The 18,353-nt window shown below is 73.1% G+C and carries 17 protein-coding genes and 1 riboswitch; of the genes, 16 read left to right on the top strand and 1 reads right to left on the bottom strand.

All coding sequences use genetic code 11. The features are described from left to right. The first annotated feature begins 84 nt into the window (after nucleotides 1-84). From otsB to ABLM29_RS03785, 3 genes are all read left to right on the top strand, one after another. On the top strand, nucleotides 85-936 hold the full coding sequence (otsB, locus tag ABLM29_RS03795; protein WP_349712495.1) for a trehalose-phosphatase: 852 nt from the start codon (nucleotides 85-87) through the stop codon (nucleotides 934-936). 100 nt (nucleotides 937-1,036) lie between these two features. Continuing rightward, nucleotides 1,037-1,178, top strand: a riboswitch (SAM riboswitch). 9 nt (nucleotides 1,179-1,187) lie between these two features. Next, the gene (gene thrC / locus ABLM29_RS03790; RefSeq protein WP_349712494.1) at nucleotides 1,188-2,471 is read left to right on the top strand and encodes a threonine synthase; all 1,284 of its coding nucleotides are present in this window, start codon (nucleotides 1,188-1,190) and stop codon (nucleotides 2,469-2,471) included. Between the two features lie 42 nt (nucleotides 2,472-2,513). Then, the gene (locus ABLM29_RS03785; RefSeq protein WP_349712493.1) at nucleotides 2,514-2,789 is read left to right on the top strand and encodes a MoaD/ThiS family protein; all 276 of its coding nucleotides are present in this window, start codon (nucleotides 2,514-2,516) and stop codon (nucleotides 2,787-2,789) included. 83 nt (nucleotides 2,790-2,872) lie between these two features. On the opposite strand, the gene ABLM29_RS03780 is transcribed toward ABLM29_RS03785, so the two are convergent. Next, nucleotides 2,873-4,486, bottom strand: coding sequence for an AMP-binding protein (locus ABLM29_RS03780; RefSeq protein ID WP_349712492.1), 1,614 nt, complete (start codon nucleotides 4,484-4,486; stop codon nucleotides 2,873-2,875). Between the two features lie 91 nt (nucleotides 4,487-4,577). On the opposite strand from ABLM29_RS03780, the gene ABLM29_RS03775 reads away from it, so the two are divergent. From ABLM29_RS03775 to ABLM29_RS03715, 13 genes are all read left to right on the top strand, one after another. Then, entirely contained in the window at nucleotides 4,578-5,048 is a 471-nt protein-coding gene (locus ABLM29_RS03775; protein WP_349712491.1) for an OsmC family protein, read from the top strand. A 56-nt stretch (nucleotides 5,049-5,104) separates the two neighbouring features. Then, nucleotides 5,105-5,995 (top strand): SGNH/GDSL hydrolase family protein, encoded by an 891-nt coding sequence (locus ABLM29_RS03770; protein ID WP_349712490.1) that lies wholly within the window; start codon nucleotides 5,105-5,107, stop codon nucleotides 5,993-5,995. Between the two features lie 39 nt (nucleotides 5,996-6,034). Further along, nucleotides 6,035-6,214 (top strand): hypothetical protein, encoded by a 180-nt coding sequence (locus ABLM29_RS03765; protein ID WP_349712489.1) that lies wholly within the window; start codon nucleotides 6,035-6,037, stop codon nucleotides 6,212-6,214. 47 nt (nucleotides 6,215-6,261) lie between these two features. Continuing rightward, nucleotides 6,262-7,131, top strand: coding sequence for an ATP-grasp domain-containing protein (locus ABLM29_RS03760; RefSeq protein WP_349712488.1), 870 nt, complete (start codon nucleotides 6,262-6,264; stop codon nucleotides 7,129-7,131). A 222-nt stretch (nucleotides 7,132-7,353) separates the two neighbouring features. Further along, nucleotides 7,354-8,985, top strand: a complete 1,632-nt coding sequence (groL, locus tag ABLM29_RS03755; RefSeq protein WP_349712487.1) for a chaperonin GroEL — start codon at nucleotides 7,354-7,356, stop codon at nucleotides 8,983-8,985. 368 nt (nucleotides 8,986-9,353) lie between these two features. Next, nucleotides 9,354-10,004 carry a nucleotidyltransferase family protein gene (locus tag ABLM29_RS03750; protein WP_349712486.1) on the top strand — a complete coding sequence of 217 codons (651 nt, stop codon included), beginning with the start codon at nucleotides 9,354-9,356 and terminating at the stop codon, nucleotides 10,002-10,004. A gap of 10 nt (nucleotides 10,005-10,014) precedes the next feature. Further along, a complete protein-coding gene (locus ABLM29_RS03745; protein ID WP_349712485.1) occupies nucleotides 10,015-10,902 on the top strand; it encodes an AAA family ATPase in 888 nt (295 codons plus the stop codon). Next, the gene (locus ABLM29_RS03740; RefSeq protein WP_349712484.1) at nucleotides 10,899-12,041 is read left to right on the top strand and encodes a vWA domain-containing protein; all 1,143 of its coding nucleotides are present in this window, start codon (nucleotides 10,899-10,901) and stop codon (nucleotides 12,039-12,041) included. Before ABLM29_RS03745 ends, ABLM29_RS03740 begins: the two co-directional genes overlap by 4 nt. Beyond that, the gene (locus ABLM29_RS03735; RefSeq protein WP_349712483.1) at nucleotides 12,034-13,167 is read left to right on the top strand and encodes an XdhC family protein; all 1,134 of its coding nucleotides are present in this window, start codon (nucleotides 12,034-12,036) and stop codon (nucleotides 13,165-13,167) included. Before ABLM29_RS03740 ends, ABLM29_RS03735 begins: the two co-directional genes overlap by 8 nt. A gap of 130 nt (nucleotides 13,168-13,297) precedes the next feature. Beyond that, nucleotides 13,298-14,539 (top strand): transcriptional regulator, encoded by a 1,242-nt coding sequence (locus ABLM29_RS03730; protein WP_349712481.1) that lies wholly within the window; start codon nucleotides 13,298-13,300, stop codon nucleotides 14,537-14,539. Nucleotides 14,540-14,609: 70 nt separating this feature from the next. Continuing rightward, the gene (locus ABLM29_RS03725; protein WP_349712480.1) at nucleotides 14,610-15,104 is read left to right on the top strand and encodes a (2Fe-2S)-binding protein; all 495 of its coding nucleotides are present in this window, start codon (nucleotides 14,610-14,612) and stop codon (nucleotides 15,102-15,104) included. Beyond that, entirely contained in the window at nucleotides 15,101-17,488 is a 2,388-nt protein-coding gene (locus ABLM29_RS03720; RefSeq protein ID WP_349712479.1) for a xanthine dehydrogenase family protein molybdopterin-binding subunit, read from the top strand. The genes ABLM29_RS03725 and ABLM29_RS03720 overlap by 4 nt, the downstream gene beginning before the upstream one ends. After that, the gene (locus ABLM29_RS03715; RefSeq protein WP_349712478.1) at nucleotides 17,485-18,345 is read left to right on the top strand and encodes an FAD binding domain-containing protein; all 861 of its coding nucleotides are present in this window, start codon (nucleotides 17,485-17,487) and stop codon (nucleotides 18,343-18,345) included. Before ABLM29_RS03720 ends, ABLM29_RS03715 begins: the two co-directional genes overlap by 4 nt. Nucleotides 18,346-18,353 lie beyond the last annotated feature (8 nt).

Genomic DNA, 18,353 nt, shown 5'->3' with positions numbered 1-18,353 from the left:
GCATCGCGCTCACCCGCCCCCAACGGGGGTGAGATTCACCTCCCGGACACCCGTGCTGCGACAGCACGTGGTGGGATGGGTGGCGTGCTGTTCTCGTCAATCGAGGGTGAACGTCGATACACCGAGCTGGTCCGCGCGGCGGCAGGCTCGGTGATCGGACTCGACTTCGACGGCACGCTGGCACCGATCGTCGACGACCCGACGAAGGCCCACATCCACCCCGACGCGCGGGAGGTGCTGGTCGACCTGGCCTCCGAGGTCGCCGCCATCGCGGTGATCACCGGCCGACCGGCTCGCCAGGCCCTGGACCTGGGCGGGCTGGAGGAGGTCGGGGACGCGATCGGGGCCGCCGGCAAGGAGCTGTTCCTCTTCGGCCAGTACGGCAACGAGCGCTGGAGCTCCCACCGGCGCCGGATCGTCGGCCCGCGTCCGCCCCGCGGCCTGGCCACGTTCGAGCGCGAGCTGCCGCGGGTGCTGCGCCAGGCCGACGCGGCCGACGCCTACATCGAGGACAAGGGCCTGGCCGTCGCGGTGCACACCCGGCGGCTGGACGACCCCGAGGCCGCCTTCCAGCGGCTGCTGACGCCGCTGCGCACGCTGGCCAGCGGGCACGGCCTGATCGTGGAGCCCGGCCGCAACGTGATCGAGGTGCGCTCGTCCGGCGCCCACAAGGGGCTGGTGGTCGAGCGCCTGGCCGAGGAGCTGGGCGCCGAGGGCTTCCTCTTCGCCGGCGACGACCTGGGCGACCTCGAGGCGTTCGAGGCGGTGGCCACGCTGGAGAAGCACGGCCTGGCCGCGCTGCGGGTCTGCTCGGCCTCCCGCGAGGAGAGCGCGCTGCTGGAGCTGGCCGACGTCGTGGTGCACGGCCCGGCCGGTGTGATGGACCTGCTGCGCGCCTTCACCCGGGACGCCCGGGCCGCCCGCGCGGGCGGCTGACCGCACCCGGCCACCGACGCCGGTCTCATTATCCGGACGCGCGTATCGGATTCTGGAATCTCGATTTCTTCGAGGGGCCAGCCGACCCTTACATTGATCCTGCTCATCCAGAGGGACTGAGGGAACGGCCCAGTGAAGTCCCGGCAACCGCCACGAACCCCCTGCTCGCACGCTGGTGCGGCAGTCGTGGAAAAGGTGCCAAATCCGGCCCGGCGCGAGGTACGCGACGGGACAGATGAGAGGGAGGATCCATGAGCGCCCCTGTGATCGAAGCCGTCACCACCCCGGTCGTCGCCGGACCCCGCGAGGGTGCCTTCGGCAACGCGGTCGCCCTGGCGTGCCGCGAGTGCGCGCACCGCACCGCCCTCGGCCCCTTCTACGCCTGTCCGGAGTGTTTCGGCCCGCTGGAGATCGCCTACGAGTTCCCGGCCGTGACCCGCGAGGAGATCGAGGCCGGCCCCCGCAACATCTGGCGCTACAAGGCGCTGCTGCCGGTGCCCGCGGACATCGAGACCAGCCCCAACACCGAGCCGGGCTTCACCCGGCTGCTCAAGGCGGAGAACCTCGGCCGCGAGCTGGGCATCGAGAGCCTGTGGGTGAAGGACGACTCGACCAACCCCACGAACTCCTTCAAGGACCGCGTCGTCGCCTGCGCGCTCAGCGCCGCCCGCGAGCTCGACGCGAAGGTCTTCGCCTGCCCCTCGACCGGCAACCTGGCCAACGCGGTCGCCGCGGCCGGTGCCCGGGCCGGGATCAAGACGGTCGTCTTCATCCCCAGCAACCTCGAGCACCCCAAGCAGGTCAACTCGGCGATCTTCACCGAGAGCCTGGTCGCCGTCGACGGCAACTACGACGACGTCAACAAGCTCGCCTCCGAGATCGCCGGCGAGGAGGAGGGCTGGGCGTTCGTCAACGTCAACGTCCGCCCCTACTACGCCGAGGGGTCCAAGACGCTCGGCTACGAGATCGCCGAGCAGCTCGGCTGGCGACTGCCCGACCAGGTCGTCATCCCGGTCGCCTCCGGCTCCCAGCTGACCAAGGTCGACAAGGCGTTCCAGGAGCTCATCAAGCTCGGCCTGGTCGAGGACAAGCCGTACCGGATCTTCGGCGCGCAGGCGGAGGGCTGCGGCCCGGTCGCGACCGCCTACAAGGCCGGTCACGACGCGATCCGCCCGGTGAAGCCCGACACCATCGCCAAGAGCCTGGCCATCGGCAACCCCGCCGACGGCATCTACGTCCTCGACATCACCCGCCGCAGCGGTGGCGCCGTCGAGGAGGTCACGGACGAGGAGATCCGCGCCGGCATCGTGCTGCTGGCCCGCACCGAGGGCATCTTCACCGAGACCGCCGGCGGCACCACCACCGCGGTCACCAAGAAGCTGGTGGAGACGGGTCAGCTCGACCCGACCCTGGAGACGGTGATCATCAACACCGGCCACGGGCTGAAGACGCTCGACGCGGTCGCCGGCGGCGTCGGCGCGGCGGCGACGATCGCCCCGACGTACCAGGCCTTCAAGGACACCGGCATCGCCTGAGCGCGAGCCGGCACGGAACTGCATCAGAGAGAGGGCTCGCCAGTGAGCGTCAGCGTCCGCATCCCGACCATCCTGCGCACCTACACCGGTGGTGACTCCGAGGTGAGCGCCGACGGCGGCACGCTCGCCGAGGTGCTCGACGACCTCGACGCGCGCTTCGCCGGGGTCAAGGGCCGGATCGTCGACGAGGACGGCAAGCTGCGCCGCTTCGTCAACGTCTACGTCGGCAACGACGACGTGCGCTTCCTCGACGACCTGGCCACGCCCACCCCGGACGGCACCCAGATCTCGGTGATCCCGGCCGTCGCCGGTGGCTGACCCGCACGGCTGAGGCGGGACCCCCGCAACGCCACGAACGCCCCGGTCCTCGTTGACCGGGGCGTTCGTGCGTCCGGGGTGGGTCAGGCGAGCAGCTCCGCGGCCAGCTGGGCGCTGGCCGGGTAGTCGACCTTGCTCACCGGGGTGCGCGGCACCTCCTCGATGAACAGCACCTGCTTGGGCACCTTGTAGTTGGAGATCAGCGCCTTGCAGTGCTCGCGCACCGCCTCCGCGTCGATGGTGCTGCCCTCGCGACGCTGGACCAGCGCCGTCACCTGCTGGCCCCACCGCTCGTGCGGGGTGCCGACGACGACCGCGTCGAAGACGTCGTCGTGGCGCAGCAGCACCGCCTCGACCTCCTCGGGGTGGACCTTCTCACCGCCCGTGTTGATGCAGACCGAGCCGCGGCCCAGCACGGTGATCTTGCCGTCCTCCTCGCGGCGTGCGAAGTCGCCCGGGATCGCCCAGCGCACGCCGTCGATCTCCTTGAAGGTGGCGGCGGTCTTGACCGGGTCCTTGTAGTACCCCAGGGGCACGGCGCCGGAGCGGCCCAGCATGCCGTCGACGCCGACGGGGGCGGGCCTCATGTCGGGGGTGAACACCTCGATCTGGTCGTTGACGTCGAACTTCGGGGCCCCGACCGGCCCGTCGTCGGTGCCGTCGTCGACGCGGGAGCCGGCCGCGCCCGACTCCGAGGCGCCGTAGGTGTCGAGGATGAACCGGCCCGGCAGCGCCTTGCGGATCTCCGCGCGCACGCCGTCCGAGAGCGGCGCCGCGCCGTTGGAGACGGCGGCCAGGCTGCTCAGGTCCCACCGGTCGGGCTCGGCCAGGATCGCCTCGGCGACGGGGCGGCCCATCGCGTCGCCGAGGAAGGTCAGGGAGTTCACCCCGCCGGCCTCCACGAGGTCCAGGATCTTCTCGGGCTCGAAGTGCGGCTCCGTGTAGAGCGAGACGGTCTGGCCGGCGACGTGGCCGTTGCCCAGGATCCACTGGCTGCCGCCGTGCATCATCGGGCCGCACGCCAGCAGCACCATCGGGGTCTCGACCGACGCGGCCTCCTCGGCCAGCTGCTCCACCGACTCGATCGGCGCCCCGAACCGCGCCGCGTTGAGGGCGCTGCGCATCAGGTCCTCGAGGCGCCACACCACGCCCTTCGGGTTGCCGGTCGTCCCGCCGGTGTAGATCACGTAGCGGTCGTCGCCGCTGCGGCCGGTGACCCGGCGCTCCGGCGACGCGGCCGCGAGCTCGGCGTCGTAGGTCTCGTCGAGGACGATCTTCGTGCGCAGCGTCGGCAGGTCCAGGGCGTCGACCATGTCGACGTACTGCGGGTCGATGACCGCGGCGACGCAGTCGGCGTTGTCGTAGAGGTAGGCCAGCTCGTCGTGCAGGTACTTGTAGTTGATGTTGATCGGGACGGCGCGCGCCTTGAGGCAGCCGTAGAACGCGTCCACCCACTCGATCCGGTTCGGGGCGTGCACCGCGACGTGCTCGCCGGGCTGGACGCCCAGCCCCACCAGCCGGTTGGCGAAGCGCGTCGAGCGCTCGTCGATCTCGGCGAACGAGTAGGCGTGCGCCATCGTGAACACGGCGGTCCGGTCGGGGATCCGGTCGGCCATCGCCTCGAGGACGTCGGCCAGGTTGAGCGGGCGCGGCGACGACGGCGTCGCCTCGGACGGTGCGGATGTGGTCTCGGTCACACCCCAAGGGTGCCAAGTAGAACCTGTTCTCGCCACCGTTTCCCGGTGAGCGGTCACGACGGTTGACACGGGCTCCGGCAGGATCGGTCGGGTGGACCATCACTACCGACTCGACGTGGCCTGGCAGGGCAACCGCGGCAGCGGGACCAGCGGCTACCGCGACTACGGCCGCGACGTCCTGCTCTCCGCGGCCGGCAAGCCGGATCTCGAGGCCTCGGCCGACCCCACGTTCCGGGGCGACGCGGCCCGCTGGAACCCCGAGGAGCTGCTGGTGGCGGCGCTCTCCCAGTGCCACCTGCTCTCCTACCTGCACTCGGCCGTCCGCCACGGGATCGTCGTCACCGAGTACGTCGACGAGCCGGTCGGCACGATGAGCCAGGTCGGCCAGGGCGGGCACTTCGTCGAGGTGGTGCTGCGGCCGCGGGTGACGATCACCGACGCCGGCCTGGTCGGGGCGGCGACGCAGATCCATGCCGAGGCGAGCGCGAACTGCTTCATCGCCGCGTCCGTGAACTTCCCGGTGCGGCACGAGCCGACGGTCGTGGTCGCCGCCGCCGGTTAGGGGGCGGGCCACCGGCGCGCCACGGGCCGTTCAGGTCCGTCTGGCACAAAGGAGACATGGTCCCCCGTCGTACCGCCGTGATGGCGGGAACCGCCCTCGCCGGCGCGGGCTTCGTCGCCGGGGCCGCCGCCGGGGGCGCCCGGGTGCTGCTGACCCGCCAGGCGGCGATCGCGCGCCGCGCCATCGGCAAGCCGCTGGGGGAGCTCGCGCCGCGGGCCGACCGGGTCTGGAAGAAGTCCTACGGGGACCCGCTCGACCTGCTGCTGCTCGGCGACTCCATCGCCGCCGGGCTGGGCGCCGAGCGGCGCAAGGACACGCTCGGCGGGCGGCTCTCGCGCGGCCTGGCCAAGGAGCTGCAGCGCTCCGTGCGGCTGCACACCGGGGCCGTGGTCGGGTCCGAGTCGTCGGACCTCGCGGGGCAGATCGACGCCCTGCCGCCCGACTACGCCCCGGACCTCGCGGTGATCGTGGTCGGCGGCAACGACGTCACCCACCGGGTCCCCGTGGCCACGTCGGTGCGGCACCTGGAGGAGGCGATCGCGCGGCTGCGCGAGCGGGGGGCGCACGTGGTCGTCGGGACCTGCCCCGACCTCGGCGCGCTGCGGCCGGTGCCGCAGCCGCTGCGCACCCTCGGGTCGCGGATGTCGCGGCAGCTGGCCGCGGCCCAGGCGGCCGCCGCCGTCCGCAGCGGCGCCCACGCCATCTCCCTGGCGCACGTGGTCGGCCCGTACTTCGTGGCCAACCCCGAGGAGATGTTCAGCATGGACCGGTTCCACCCCAGCGCGACCGGCTACAAGCGGACCGCGAAGGCGCTGCTGCCCTCGCTGCTGACCGCGCTGGGGGAGAACGACGCGGTGCCGTTCGGGCACCACCCGCCCGACCTGGGGGCGTCCGGCCCGGTGGGCGACGTCACGGAAGACCCGACCGGCGGGGAGCCGGTCGCCTAGGGTGGGCGGTCCAGTTCCCAAGGCTCCTGGGGGTCAGCCATGTGGATCGCATTCGTCATCACCGTCGCGGTGCTCTTCGTCGCCGCGCTCGTCTACGCCGAGGTCCGCTCGACCGGCGGCTGGAAGCGGCCGCAGGACCGCTTCCCGAACTCGAACGTCAACATCGAGGCGCACAGGGCCGCGGCCGACAGCACGCGGAACACCCTGTCGGGGCTCTGACGCCGGTCGATGAGGTTGCCCGTGGGCGGGCTGCCTAGGCTCGCCGCATGCCTGACGTGCTCCTCGCGACCTATGCCCTGCTCCCGGACGGCGAGGCCGGCGGCGACCTGCTGACCAAGGCGCTCGTCGACCGCGGCGTCGTCGCGGAGTGGGTCCGCTGGGACGACCGGTCCGTCGACTGGGCCGCCGCTGAGTTGGTCGCCGTGCGCTCCACCTGGGACTACCACCGGCGGCTGCCGGCCTTCCTGGACTGGGCCCGCGCGGTCGAACGGGAGACCCCCGTGCTCAACGGCGCGGAGGTCTTCGCCTGGAACGCCGACAAGACCTACCTGGGCGAGCTGGCCGGCGCCCGCCCCGACCTGCCGGTGGTGCCCACCCTGCCGCTGGACGACGAGACGCTCGTGGAGGGGCTGACGGAGGCGTTCGTCCGGTGGGGCACGGTCGTGGTCAAGCCCCGCACCGGCGCCGGCGGCGTCGGCCTGGTGGTGGCCGACCGGCTCGAGGACCCGCGGCTGGACTGCCTCGCCCCGGCGCCGTGGGTGGTGCAGCCGCTCGCCGACGAGATCCGCGTGCACGGCGAGACGTCGGTCTACGTGCTCGACGGCCGCGCCGCCTCCCAGGTCGACAAGGCCCTCGGCCCGGTGGCCGCCGACGAGGTGCGCGTGCACGAGCAGTACGGCGGCAGCAGCCGCGTCGTCGTACTGGATCCCGAGCGGGCGAGGATCGCCGAGGCCGCCGTGGCCGCGGCGCGGGACCTGCGCGGCGCCGACCTGGCGTACGCGCGCGTCGACCTGCTGCCCTACGACGGCGCCTGGGCGGTCAGCGAGCTGGAGCTGATCGAGCCGGGCCTCTACCTCGACGTCGAGCCCGCCAACGCCGACCGGTTCGCCGACCTGGTCGCCGCCCGCCTGCGCTAGTCCGGCGCGGGTTCGGGCGGGTGCCCTCTCCTTGCACTCGCCTAGGGCGAGTGCTAAACATGACGTTGGCACTCTCTACTGGAGAGTGACAACCAGACCCCCGGTCCGGGGAGTTGAGGTCAGCAGCGTCGGTGGGAAGGGTCCGCCGGTTCGGCCTGGCCGTCCGTCGCGGGCAACGAACCGGTCCACCACGACTCGAATGCGTGAGGAATCGCAAGAGTTATGCCGAAGCTGATTGCTTTCAACGAGGAGGCCCGGCGCGGTCTCGAGCGGGGCATGAACACCCTCGCCGACGCCGTCAAGGTGACCCTCGGCCCCAAGGGCCGCAACGTCGTCCTGGAGAAGAAGTGGGGCGCCCCCACGATCACCAACGACGGTGTCTCGATCGCCAAGGAGATCGAGCTCGAGGACCCCTACGAGAAGATCGGCGCCGAGCTGGTCAAGGAGGTCGCGAAGAAGACCGACGACGTCGCCGGTGACGGCACGACGACGGCCACCGTCCTCGCCCAGGCGCTGGTCCGTGAGGGCCTGCGCAACGTGGCCGCGGGCGCGAACCCGATGGGCCTGAAGCGCGGCATCGAGGCCGCCGTCGAGGCTGTCTCCGAGCAGCTCCTCGGCATGGCCAAGGACGTGGAGACCAAGGACGAGATCGCCTCGACCGCCTCCATCTCCGCCGCTGACTCCACCGTCGGCGAGATCATCGCCGAGGCGATGGACAAGGTCGGCAAGGAGGGCGTGATCACGGTCGAGGAGTCGAACACCTTCGGCCTCGACCTCGAGCTCACCGAGGGCATGCGCTTCGACAAGGGCTACATCTCGGCGTACTTCGCCACCGACCTGGAGCGCATGGAGGCCGTCCTCGAGGACCCCTACATCCTCATCGCGAACTCCAAGATCTCGACCGTCAAGGACCTGCTCCCGCTGCTGGAGAAGGTCATGCAGTCGGGCAAGCCGCTGCTGATCATCGCCGAGGACGTCGACGGCGAGGCGCTGTCGACCCTGGTGGTCAACAAGATCAAGGGCACCTTCAAGTCCGTCGCCGTCAAGGCCCCGGGCTTCGGTGACCGCCGCAAGGCCATGCTGCAGGACATCGCGATCCTGACCGGCGGCCAGGTCATCTCCGAGGAGGTCGGCCTCAAGCTCGAGACCGCCGGTCTGGAGCTGCTCGGCCAGGCCCGCAAGGTCGTCATCACCAAGGACGAGACCACCGTCGTCGAGGGTGCGGGCGACCAGGGTCAGATCGAGGGCCGGGTCAACCAGATCCGCGCCGAGATCGAGAAGTCGGACTCCGACTACGACCGCGAGAAGCTGCAGGAGCGCCTCGCCAAGCTGGCCGGCGGCGTGGCCGTCATCAAGGTCGGCGCGGCCACCGAGGTCGAGCTCAAGGAGCGCAAGCACCGCATCGAGGACGCCGTCCGCAACGCGAAGGCTGCCGTCGAGGAGGGCATCCTCCCCGGTGGTGGTGTCGCGCTGGTGCAGGCCGCTGCCGCCGCGTTCGAGAAGCTGGAGCTCGTCGGCGACGAGGCCACCGGTGCCTCGATCGTCAAGGCCGCCGTCTCGGCGCCGCTGAAGCAGATCGCCGTCAACGCCGGCCTCGAGGGTGGCGTCGTCGCGGAGAAGGTCGCCTCGCTCCCCGCGGGCCAGGGCCTCAACGCCGCGACCGGCGAGTACGTCGACCTGCTGGCCAGCGGCATCATCGACCCGGCCAAGGTCACCCGCTCGGCGCTGCAGAACGCCGCGTCGATCGCCGCGCTGTTCCTCACCACCGAGGCCGTCGTCGCCGACAAGCCGGAGAAGGCTCCGGCCATGCCCGGCGGCGCCGACATGGGCGGCATGGGCGGCATGGACTTCTGAGTTCGCTCAGAACCACGTCGTTCGTCTGAACGCACCACAGGGCTCCCGCTCCGGCGGGGGCCCTGTGGCCGTTGTGGGGGTGGGCCTCGTGGCACCGCTCGGGGTGGGGTCGTGTGCCTGAGGCATCGGTATGTCGGGGTGTGGGGCACACGACCCCGCCCGGGCCCGGGTCGTGTGCCTGAGGCATCGGTATGTCGGGGTGTGGGGCACACGACCCCGCTCGGGCCCCGGTCGTGTGCCTGAGGCATCGGTATGTCGGGGCGTGGGGCACACGACCCGCCCCAACGCGACCTCACCCGCGACCCCCGCCCGGGCGACCCACCCGCGACCCGCGCCGCCCCGCCCGCACCTGTGGCATCGTCGGAACCATGACCACCCAGGGTCTGCTGCTCGCCGCCGGAGCCGGCGCGCGGATGGGCACCCCCAAGGCGCTGATCCGCGACGGGGACGGCCGCCCGTGGCTGTGGCGGGCGATCGGCGCGCTGCGCCACGGCGGGTGCGACCGGGTCACGGTGGTGATCGGGGCCGCCGCCGAGGAGGCCGAGGCGGTGCTCGCGCCCGAGCACGGCGGCCCGGCCGAGGTCGACATCGTGCACGCAGCCGACTGGGCGGCCGGCATGAGCGCCTCGCTCTCGGCGGGCCTGCGCGCCCTGCTCGCCCGCCCGCCGGGTCCGTCCGCGCCGGCCGCGGCGATGGTGCTGCTGGTCGACCTGCCCGACGTCGGCCCGGACGTGGTCCGCCGCGTCCTGGCCGCGACGGGCGGGGGCGGCGCGGCGACGCTGGCCCGGGCGTCGTACGGCGGCGTGCCGGGCCACCCGGTGCTGCTCGGCCGTGACCACTGGGCACCCGTGCTGGCGACCGTCACGGGGGACAGCGGTGCCCGCGAGTACCTGGCCGCGCACGAGGTGCAGCTGGTGGAGTGCGGCGACCTGGCGACGGGGCAGGACGTCGACCGGCGGCACCACCTGCACGCTCCGGCGGCGCCGCGGCCAACCACCGACCAACGCCCCGCTCCCTAGCCTCCGGCCCATGGATCCGCGCGTCGCCGACCTCGCCGACCGCCTCGAGGCGACCGGCTACCTGGCCGACGAGGAGCTGGCGACGGTGCTCTTCCTCGCCCTGGAGATGGGGCGGCCGCTGCTGCTGGAGGGCGAGCCCGGCACCGGCAAGACCGCGCTGGCCGAGGCGATCGCCGAGGCGCTCGGCCAGCCGCTGATCCGGTTGCAGTGCTACGAGGGGATCGACGCCACCCAGGCGCTCTACGACTGGGACTTCCCCCGCCAGATCCTGCACCTGCGGGCCCTCGAGGCGATGTCGCACGGCGGCGGGGGCGGTCGCGAGACCGTCGAGGAGGCCGAGAAGAGCCTGTACGACGAGCGGTTCCTGCTCGCCCGCCCGGTGCTCGCCGCGCTCCAGCGCAGCCCGGTGGTGCTGCTGGTCGACGAGGTGGACCGCGCCGACGACGAGTTCGAGGCGTTCCTGCTCGAGGTGCTCTCCACGTTCCAGGTGACGATCCCCGAGCTCGGCACCGTGCACGCGGCGAGCCCGCCGACGGTGGTGCTCACCTCCAACCGCACCCGCGAGCTGCACGACGCGCTCAAGCGGCGCTGCCTCTACCACTGGATCGACCACCCGGGCCTGGAGCGGGAGGTCGCGATCCTCCGCTCCCGTGCCCCGGAGGTCCGTCCCGAGCTGGCCCGTCAGGTGGTCGAGGTCGTGCAGCGGCTGCGCACCGACGTGGACCTGCTCAAGCCGCCCGGGGTCGCCGAGACGCTGGACTGGGCGCGCGCCCTGCAGCACCTGGGCACCGTCGACCTCGACCTGGAGACGGCGGCCCGCACCTTGGGTGCGCTGGTGAAGTACCGCGACGACGCCGACCGCGTGAAGATGGCGCTGGACCGGATGCTGGCCCGATGAGCGGCGCCGCCACCGTGCGCGAGCCCGACGAGGTCCTGCTCGGCTTCACCCGCGCGCTGCGCGCGGCCGGGGTCGCGGTCACCCAGGACCGGGCGCACTCCTACCTCGCGGCCGTCGCGGTCGTCGGCCTCGACGACCCGTCGGCCACGCGCGCGGCCGGGCACGCCACGCTCTGCGCGTCGCCGGAGGACCTGGAGCGCCACGACCGGGTCTTCGAGGAGTGGTTCAGCCGCGACCTGCGCGGTCCCACCTTCCGACCGCGCGGCCCGCGGCAGCCCCCGCCCGTGACGTTGCTGCCCGAGCAGCAGGGCGAGGGCGCCGACGACGCCGACGGCGAGGAGGGCGACCCGGTGCGGGCGATGGCCAGCGACGTCGAGATCCTGCGGCACCGCGACATCGGGACCCTCGACGCGGCCGAGCGGGCGCGCCTCGCGCTGCTCTTCGCAGCGCTCCCGGTCACCCTGCCCACGCGGCGGGCGGTGCGCCGTACCGCGCACCGGCACGGCGACGTCGACGCCTCCCGCACGCTGCGCGCGAGCCTGCGCCGGATGGGGGAGCCGGCCGGGATCCACCGGCGCCGCCGCGCGGTGCGGACCCGTCGGGTGGTCCTGCTGGTCGACGTCTCCGGCTCGATGAGCGGGTACGCCGAGGCGCTGCTGCGCCTGGCGCACCGGATGGTGCAGGCAGGGGCCGCCGCCCACGGCCGTGGCTCCGTCGAGGTGTTCAGCGTCGGCACCCGGCTCACCCGCCTGACCCGCGCGCTCGAGCGGAGCGACCCCGACCGCGCACTGGCCGCCGCCGGGGAGGTGGTGCCGGACTGGTCCGGCGGGACCCGGCTCGGCGAGACGCTGCGCGCCTTCAACGACCGCTGGGGCCGGCGCGGGCTGGCCCGCGGCGCGGTCGTGGTGGTGTTCAGCGACGGCTGGGAGCGCGGCGACCCGAGCCTGCTCGGGGAGCAGGCGGCGGCGCTGCGCCGTGTCGCGCACCGGGTGGTCTGGGTCAACCCGCACCGTGGGAAGCCGGGCTACGCTCCGGTCCAAGGAGGGATCGCCGCGGTGCTGCCGCACCTGGACGCGTTCCTGGCGGGCCACTCGCTGGCGACCTTCACCGAGTTGATGGAGGTGGTGCGCGATGCGTGAGGTCCTCGGCCCGCTGCTCGCCTGGTGGGAGGCCGGCGAGAGCGTCGGGGTCGGCACGGTGGTGGCCACCTTCCGCTCCGCGCCCCGGCCCGCCGGCGCCTCGATGCTGGTCGGCCCCGACGGGTCCGCGGTCGGGTCGGTCTCCGGCGGCTGCGTCGAGGGCGCCGTCTACGAGCTGGCCCAGGAGGTGGTCGGCTCGGGTGAGCCGGTGCTGCGGCGCTACGGGGTCTCCGACGACGACGCGTTCGAGGTCGGGCTGACCTGTGGCGGGATCCTCGACGTGTACGTCGAGAAGGTGGACCGCGAGACGTTCCCCGAGCTGGGGGCGATCGCGGCGGACCTGGAGGCCGGGCGGCCGGTCGCGGTGGCGACCGTCGTCGACCACCCCGACCCCGGCCACCTCGGGCGACGGATGGTGATCCGCCCCGACGACCCGGCCCCGGCGGCCGGGGCACCCCCCGTGCTCGGCAGCGCGCGGATCGACGACGCCGTCCGCGACGACGCGCTCGGCCTGCTCGCGTCCGGCCACAGCGCGACGCTCGGCTACGGCCCCGACGGGGAGCGTCGCGGGGAGGGGATGCGGGTCTTCGTGTGGGCCTTCGCCCCACGGCCGCGGATGCTGGTCTTCGGTGCCATCGACTTCGCGGCGGCCGTGGCCCGGGTCGGCGCCTTCCTCGGCTACCACGTCACCGTCTGCGACGCCCGCCCCGTCTTCGCCACCACGAGCCGCTTCCCGCACGCCGACGAGGTGGTCGTCCAGTGGCCGCACCGCTACCTGGCCGCGGAGCAGGAGGCGGGCCGCATCGACGGCCGCACCGTGATCGCGGTGCTCACCCACGACCCCAAGTTCGACGTGCCGCTGCTGGAGGTGGCGCTGCGCCTCCCGGCGGTCGGGTACGTCGGCGCGATGGGCTCGCGTCGTACGCACGACGACCGGTTGGCCCGCCTGCGCGAGGCCGGGGTGAGCGACGAGGAGGTGGCGCGGCTCTCCAGCCCGATCGGGCTGGACCTCGGCGCCCGCACCCCGGAGGAGACGGCGGTCAGCATCGCCGCGGAGATCGTGGCCCGGCGCTGGGGCGGGTCCGGCGAGCCGCTGGGCGCGCTGGCGGGGCGGATCCACGGGTGACTGTTGGGCGTCGTCACATCCAGATTGGCCCCAAATCCGGCGTCTGAGGGGCCAATCCGGTTGTGACGACGCCTCCGGCTACCCGATCTAGACGAGTGATGGGCGTCACACCGCGGGCTAGATTGGCGGCATGAGGGATCTCGACCAACGGCGGCGGGACACCCTGGCGGCCTGGACCACCTTCGTCGAGGACGGCGACCGGGTGGCGCCGCGGGTGCGGCCCGAGATCCTCGCCAGCTGGGCGCGCTCCGGCCCCACCGTGGCGCCCGACCTGATCGGCGCCCCGCTCGCCGACGAGCAGGAGACCAGCACCTTCTGGAGCGGCTCCCCGCTGCAGGTCGCGGTCGAGCGGGTCGAGGCCGACCTGCGCCGCACCGCCGAGGACGGCGACCTGGTGATCGCGGTGACCGACCCCGACACCCGGCTGCTGTGGACCTACGGCGGACGGGCGATGCGGAACAAGGCCGAGACCGTCAACTTCGTCCCCGGCGGCCGGTGGGACGACCGGTCCGTCGGCACCAACGCGCTCGACCTGGCCAACCGGCTGGATCGGCCGGCGACGGTCTTCAGCGCCGAGCACTTCGCGCCGATCGTGCACAACTGGGTCTGCTGGGCCGCGCCGCTGCACGACCCGGCCAGCGGCGCGCGCCTCGGGGTCATCGACATCTCCACCACCTGGGACCGCACCCACCCGATCGGGATGGCGACCGTCCGGGTGCTGGCGCGGATGGTGGAGCAGGCGATGCCGCTGAGCCGGATGCACCCGGCGGTCGGGGGCGCCCCCGGTGCCGCGGCGGACGAGCCCGGCCTGCTGCTGCGGCTGCTCGGCGCGACCGAGGTGCGGGTCGACGGACAACCGCTCCTGCTCAACCGCCGGCAGACCGAGATCCTCGCCCTGCTCGCGCTGCACCCCGACGGACTCTCCCTGGAGCAGCTGCACGCGATGCTCTACGGCGACCACGCGGTCACCTTCTCCACCCTCAAGGCCGAGGTCTCCCACCTGCGCCACGCGCTCTCGGGCCAGCTCGCCTCCCGGCCCTACCGGCTGCTGATGCCGATCGCCACCGACGTGGACCGGGTGCTGACCCTGCTCCGCTGCGGCCGGGTCGCCGCCGCGGTCGACGCGTACGGCGGCGACCTGCTGCCCGGCACGGAGAGCCCGGCGCTCGCCGAGACGGGGGAGTACGTCGCCGTCGCGGTCCGCGAGGCGCTGCTGGCCGACCCCCAGCCCGACGCGGTGCTGCGGTTCAGCGAGCTGGCGCCGTACGACACCGCCGTGCTGGAGGCGTGCCTGGACCGGCTGGACGGGGAACGGGTGCGGCACCCGGCGGTCGCGCTGCTCAAGGCCCGGCTGGCCGTCGCGGGCCGCTGACCTACCGGGAACCAACCAGCCCTTCCTAGCGTGAGCCACATCACAGGTCCCACGCGCTCAAGGGAGAGTCATGACCCGGATCAGTCTCACCGTCGACGGTCAGCAGGTCGCTGACGACGTCGAACCCCGGATGCTCCTCGTCCAGTACCTGCGGGAGAAGCTCGGGAAGACAGGCACCGTCGTCGGCTGCGACACCAGCAGCTGCGGCGCCTGCACCGTGCACCTCGACGGCACCAGCGTGAAGTCGTGCAACGTGCTGGCGGTCCAGGCCGACGGCAGCGAGGTGACCACCGTCGAGGGGCTGGCCGCCGCCGACGGCACGCTGCACCCCGTGCAGGAGGCGTTCCGGGAGTGCCACGGCCTCCAGTGCGGCTTCTGCACGCCGGGGATGATCATGCAGTCGATCGACCTGCTCAACGACAACCCGGACCCGTCGGAGGAGGCGATCCGGCTCGGCCTCGAGGGCAACCTGTGCCGCTGCACCGGCTACCACAACATCGTCCGCGCCGTGCAGCACGCCGCCGCGGCGCAGGCCTCCGGCGCCGGTGAGGGGGTGACGGCATGACCGCGACCCAGGACGCGGCCGCGGCCGCCGAGATCGGCCGCGAGCGCCGCCGCAAGGAGGACCAGCGGCTGATCACCGGCCGCACCCGGTGGACGGACAACATCGTCCTCCCCGGCATGCTGCACATGGCGATGGTCCGCAGCCCCTTCGCGCACGCCACCATCGCCTCGATCGACACCGCCGAGGCGCAGGCCGCGCCGAACGTGGTCGCGGTGCTCACCGGCGCCGACTTCGGCGAGGAGCTCGGCGTCTGCATCAACGCGTGGCCGGTCACCGAGGACCAGGTCACCCCGGCCCACTCGCCGATGCCGGCGGACCGGGTCACCTTCGCCGGCGAGGTCGTGGCCATCGTCGTCGCCCGCTCGGCCGCCGCGGCCCGGGACGCCGCCGAGCTGGTCGACGTCGACTACGACGAGCTGCCGGCCGCGCTCGACCTCAAGGAGGCCGCCGAGGACAAGGTGCTGGCCCACCCGGACCTGGGGACCAACAAGTCGGCGTTCTGGGTCCTCGACTCGGGCGAGGCGGGCACCGGCGGCGATGTCGAGGAGGCGATCACCCGGGCCCGCGAGGACGGCATCCTGATCGAGCGCGAGTACCGCCAGCAGCGGCTGATCCCGGCGTTCATGGAGCCCCGCTCGGTGGTCGTCGACCCGACCGGCGATCAGCTGACCATGTGGTCGGCCACGCAGATCCCGCACGTCGTCCGGTTCGCGCTCGCCGCGACCACCGGCGTGCCGGAGTCGAAGATCCGGGTGATCGCGCCCGACGTCGGCGGCGGGTTCGGCGGGAAGCTGCAGGTCACCCCCGAGGAGTGGCTGGTGTGGGCGGCGGCGCGGCGGCTGGGCAAGCCGGTTAAGTACACCGAGACCCGTTCGGAGTCGCTGCTCTCCGGCCACCACGGCCGCGACCAGTGGCAGCGGCTCACCCTGGCCGCCGACAAGGACGGCCACGTCACCGGCTTCAAGGCCGACCTGCTGGCCGACCTCGGCTCCTACGTCGCCCTGCTGGGCACCGGCACCCCGGTGCTCGGCGCCTTCATGTACAACGCGATCTACAAGTTCGCCGCCTATCGGTTCCAGGTGCTCGGCGTCCTCACCAACAAGACGTGGACCGACGCCTACCGCGGCGCCGGCCGGCCGGAGGCGACCTTCGCGATCGAGCGGATGATGGACGAGCTGGCCGCCGAGGTCGGCGTGGACCCGCTGGAGATCCGCGAGCGGAACTGGATCAAGCACGACGAGTTCCCGTTCACCACGGTCGCGGGTCTGACCTACGACGGCGGCAACTACGAGGCCGCCACCGCGCGTGCCAAGGAGATGATCGGGTACGACGCGCTGCGGGCCGAGCAGGCCGAGCGCCGGGCCCGGGGCGACCGGGTGCAGCTCGGCGTCGGCGTGTCCACGTTCACGGAGATGTGCGGCCTGGCGCCGTCCCGGCTCCTCGGCAGCCTCAACTACGGGGCCGGCGGATGGGAGGCCGCCAGCGTCCGGATGACCCCGCTCGGCAAGGTCGAGGTGATCACCGGGGCCAGCGCCCACGGGCAGGGTCACGAGACGGCGTTCAGCCAGATCGTGGCCGACCGGCTCGGCGTGCCGTTCGAGGACGTGGAGGTCTACCACGGCGACACCCTGGTGGCGCCGCGCGGCATGGACACCTACGGCTCGCGCTCGCTGGTGGTCGGCGGGGAGGCGCTGGTGCGCGCCGCGGACAAGGTGATCGAGAAGGCCCGCGCGCTGGCCGCGCACCTGCTCGAGGCCTCGGCCGAGGACCTGGAGTTCGCCGACGGCCGGTTCACGGTGCGCGGCACCGACCAGGGTATGGCGCTGGCCGAGCTGGCCACGGCGACGTTCGCCGGGCACGACTACCCCGAAGGGATGGAGCTGGGACTGGACGCCGACGCGACCTACGACCCGATCGACTTCAACTACCCGCACGGCACCCACCTGTGCGCGGCCGAGGTCGACACGGAGACCGGCGCGGTGAAGCTGCGGGCCTACGCCTGCTGCGACGACATCGGCAACATCATCAACCCGCTGATCGTCGCCGGCCAGGTGCACGGTGGGCTGGTCCAGGGCATCTCCCAGGCGCTGTGGGAGGAGGCGGTCTACGACGAGAACGGGACACTGGTCTCCGGCTCGTTCGTCGACTACCTGCTGCCCACCGCGGCCGACACGATCTCCTTCCAGATCGACCACACCTACACCCCGTGCACCACCAACACCCTCGGCACGAAGGGGGTCGGCGAGGCCGGCGCCATCGCCTCCACCCCCGCGGTGGTCAACGCCGTGGTCGACGCGGTACGCCACCTCGGCGTCAACGACATCCAGATGCCCTGCACGCCCGAGAGAGTCTGGCGGGCCCTCCAGGAAGGAGCCTCGGCATGATCCCCGCGGCCTTCGAGTACGTCGCCCCGGCCACCGTCGCCGACGCGCTGGCCGCGCTCGCCGAGCACGGCGACGACGCCAAGATCATCGCCGGCGGGCAGAGCCTGCTGCCGGTGCTGCGGATGCGGCTCAACGCGCCCGAGTGGGTGATCGACCTCGGCCGGATCCCGGACCTCAAGGGCGTCCGGGACGGCGGCGACCACCTGGCGATCGGTGCGATGACCACCCACCACGACGTCGGGCACAGCGCCCTGGTGCACGAGCACGCGCTGCTGATCAGCAAGGCGATCACCCACCTGGCCGACGCGCAGGTGCGCCACCGCGGCACGTTCGGCGGGGCGCTGGCGCACGCCGACCCGGCCGGGGACCTGGGCGCTCCCGCGCTCGCGCTGGACGCGACGTTCGTGATCCAGGGGGCCGGGGGCACCCGGACCGTGTCGGCGGCGGACTTCTTCGTCGACCTCTTCGAGACCGACATCTCCGACGACGAGATCCTGACCGAGGTGCGGGTGCCCAAGCACGACGGCTGGGGCGCGGCGTACGAGAAGTTCGTGCGGATCGCGCACCAGTGGCCGATCGTCGCCGTGGCGGCGACGGTCCGGATGGACGGTGACACGATCGCCGAGGCCCGGGTCGGGCTGACCAACATGGGTGCCACCCCGCTGCGCGCCACCGCCACCGAGCAGGCGCTGGCCGGCTCCCCGGCCACCGAGGAGAGCGTGGCCGCCGCGGCGGCGCTCGCCGCCGACGGGACCAACCCGCCCAGCGACCTCAACGGGGACGCCGACTACCGGCGGCACCTGGCCACCGTGCTGACCCGCCGGGCCGTGCTCGCCGCGGCCGGCGTCGGCGGCTGAGGGGCGGC

Source organism: Nocardioides sp. YIM 152588 (genome assembly GCF_040191335.1).
GTDB lineage: Bacteria > Actinomycetota > Actinomycetes > Propionibacteriales > Nocardioidaceae > Nocardioides.
Note: the sequence above shows the minus strand (reverse complement) of the source record. Positions and strands in the feature narration are given on the sequence as shown.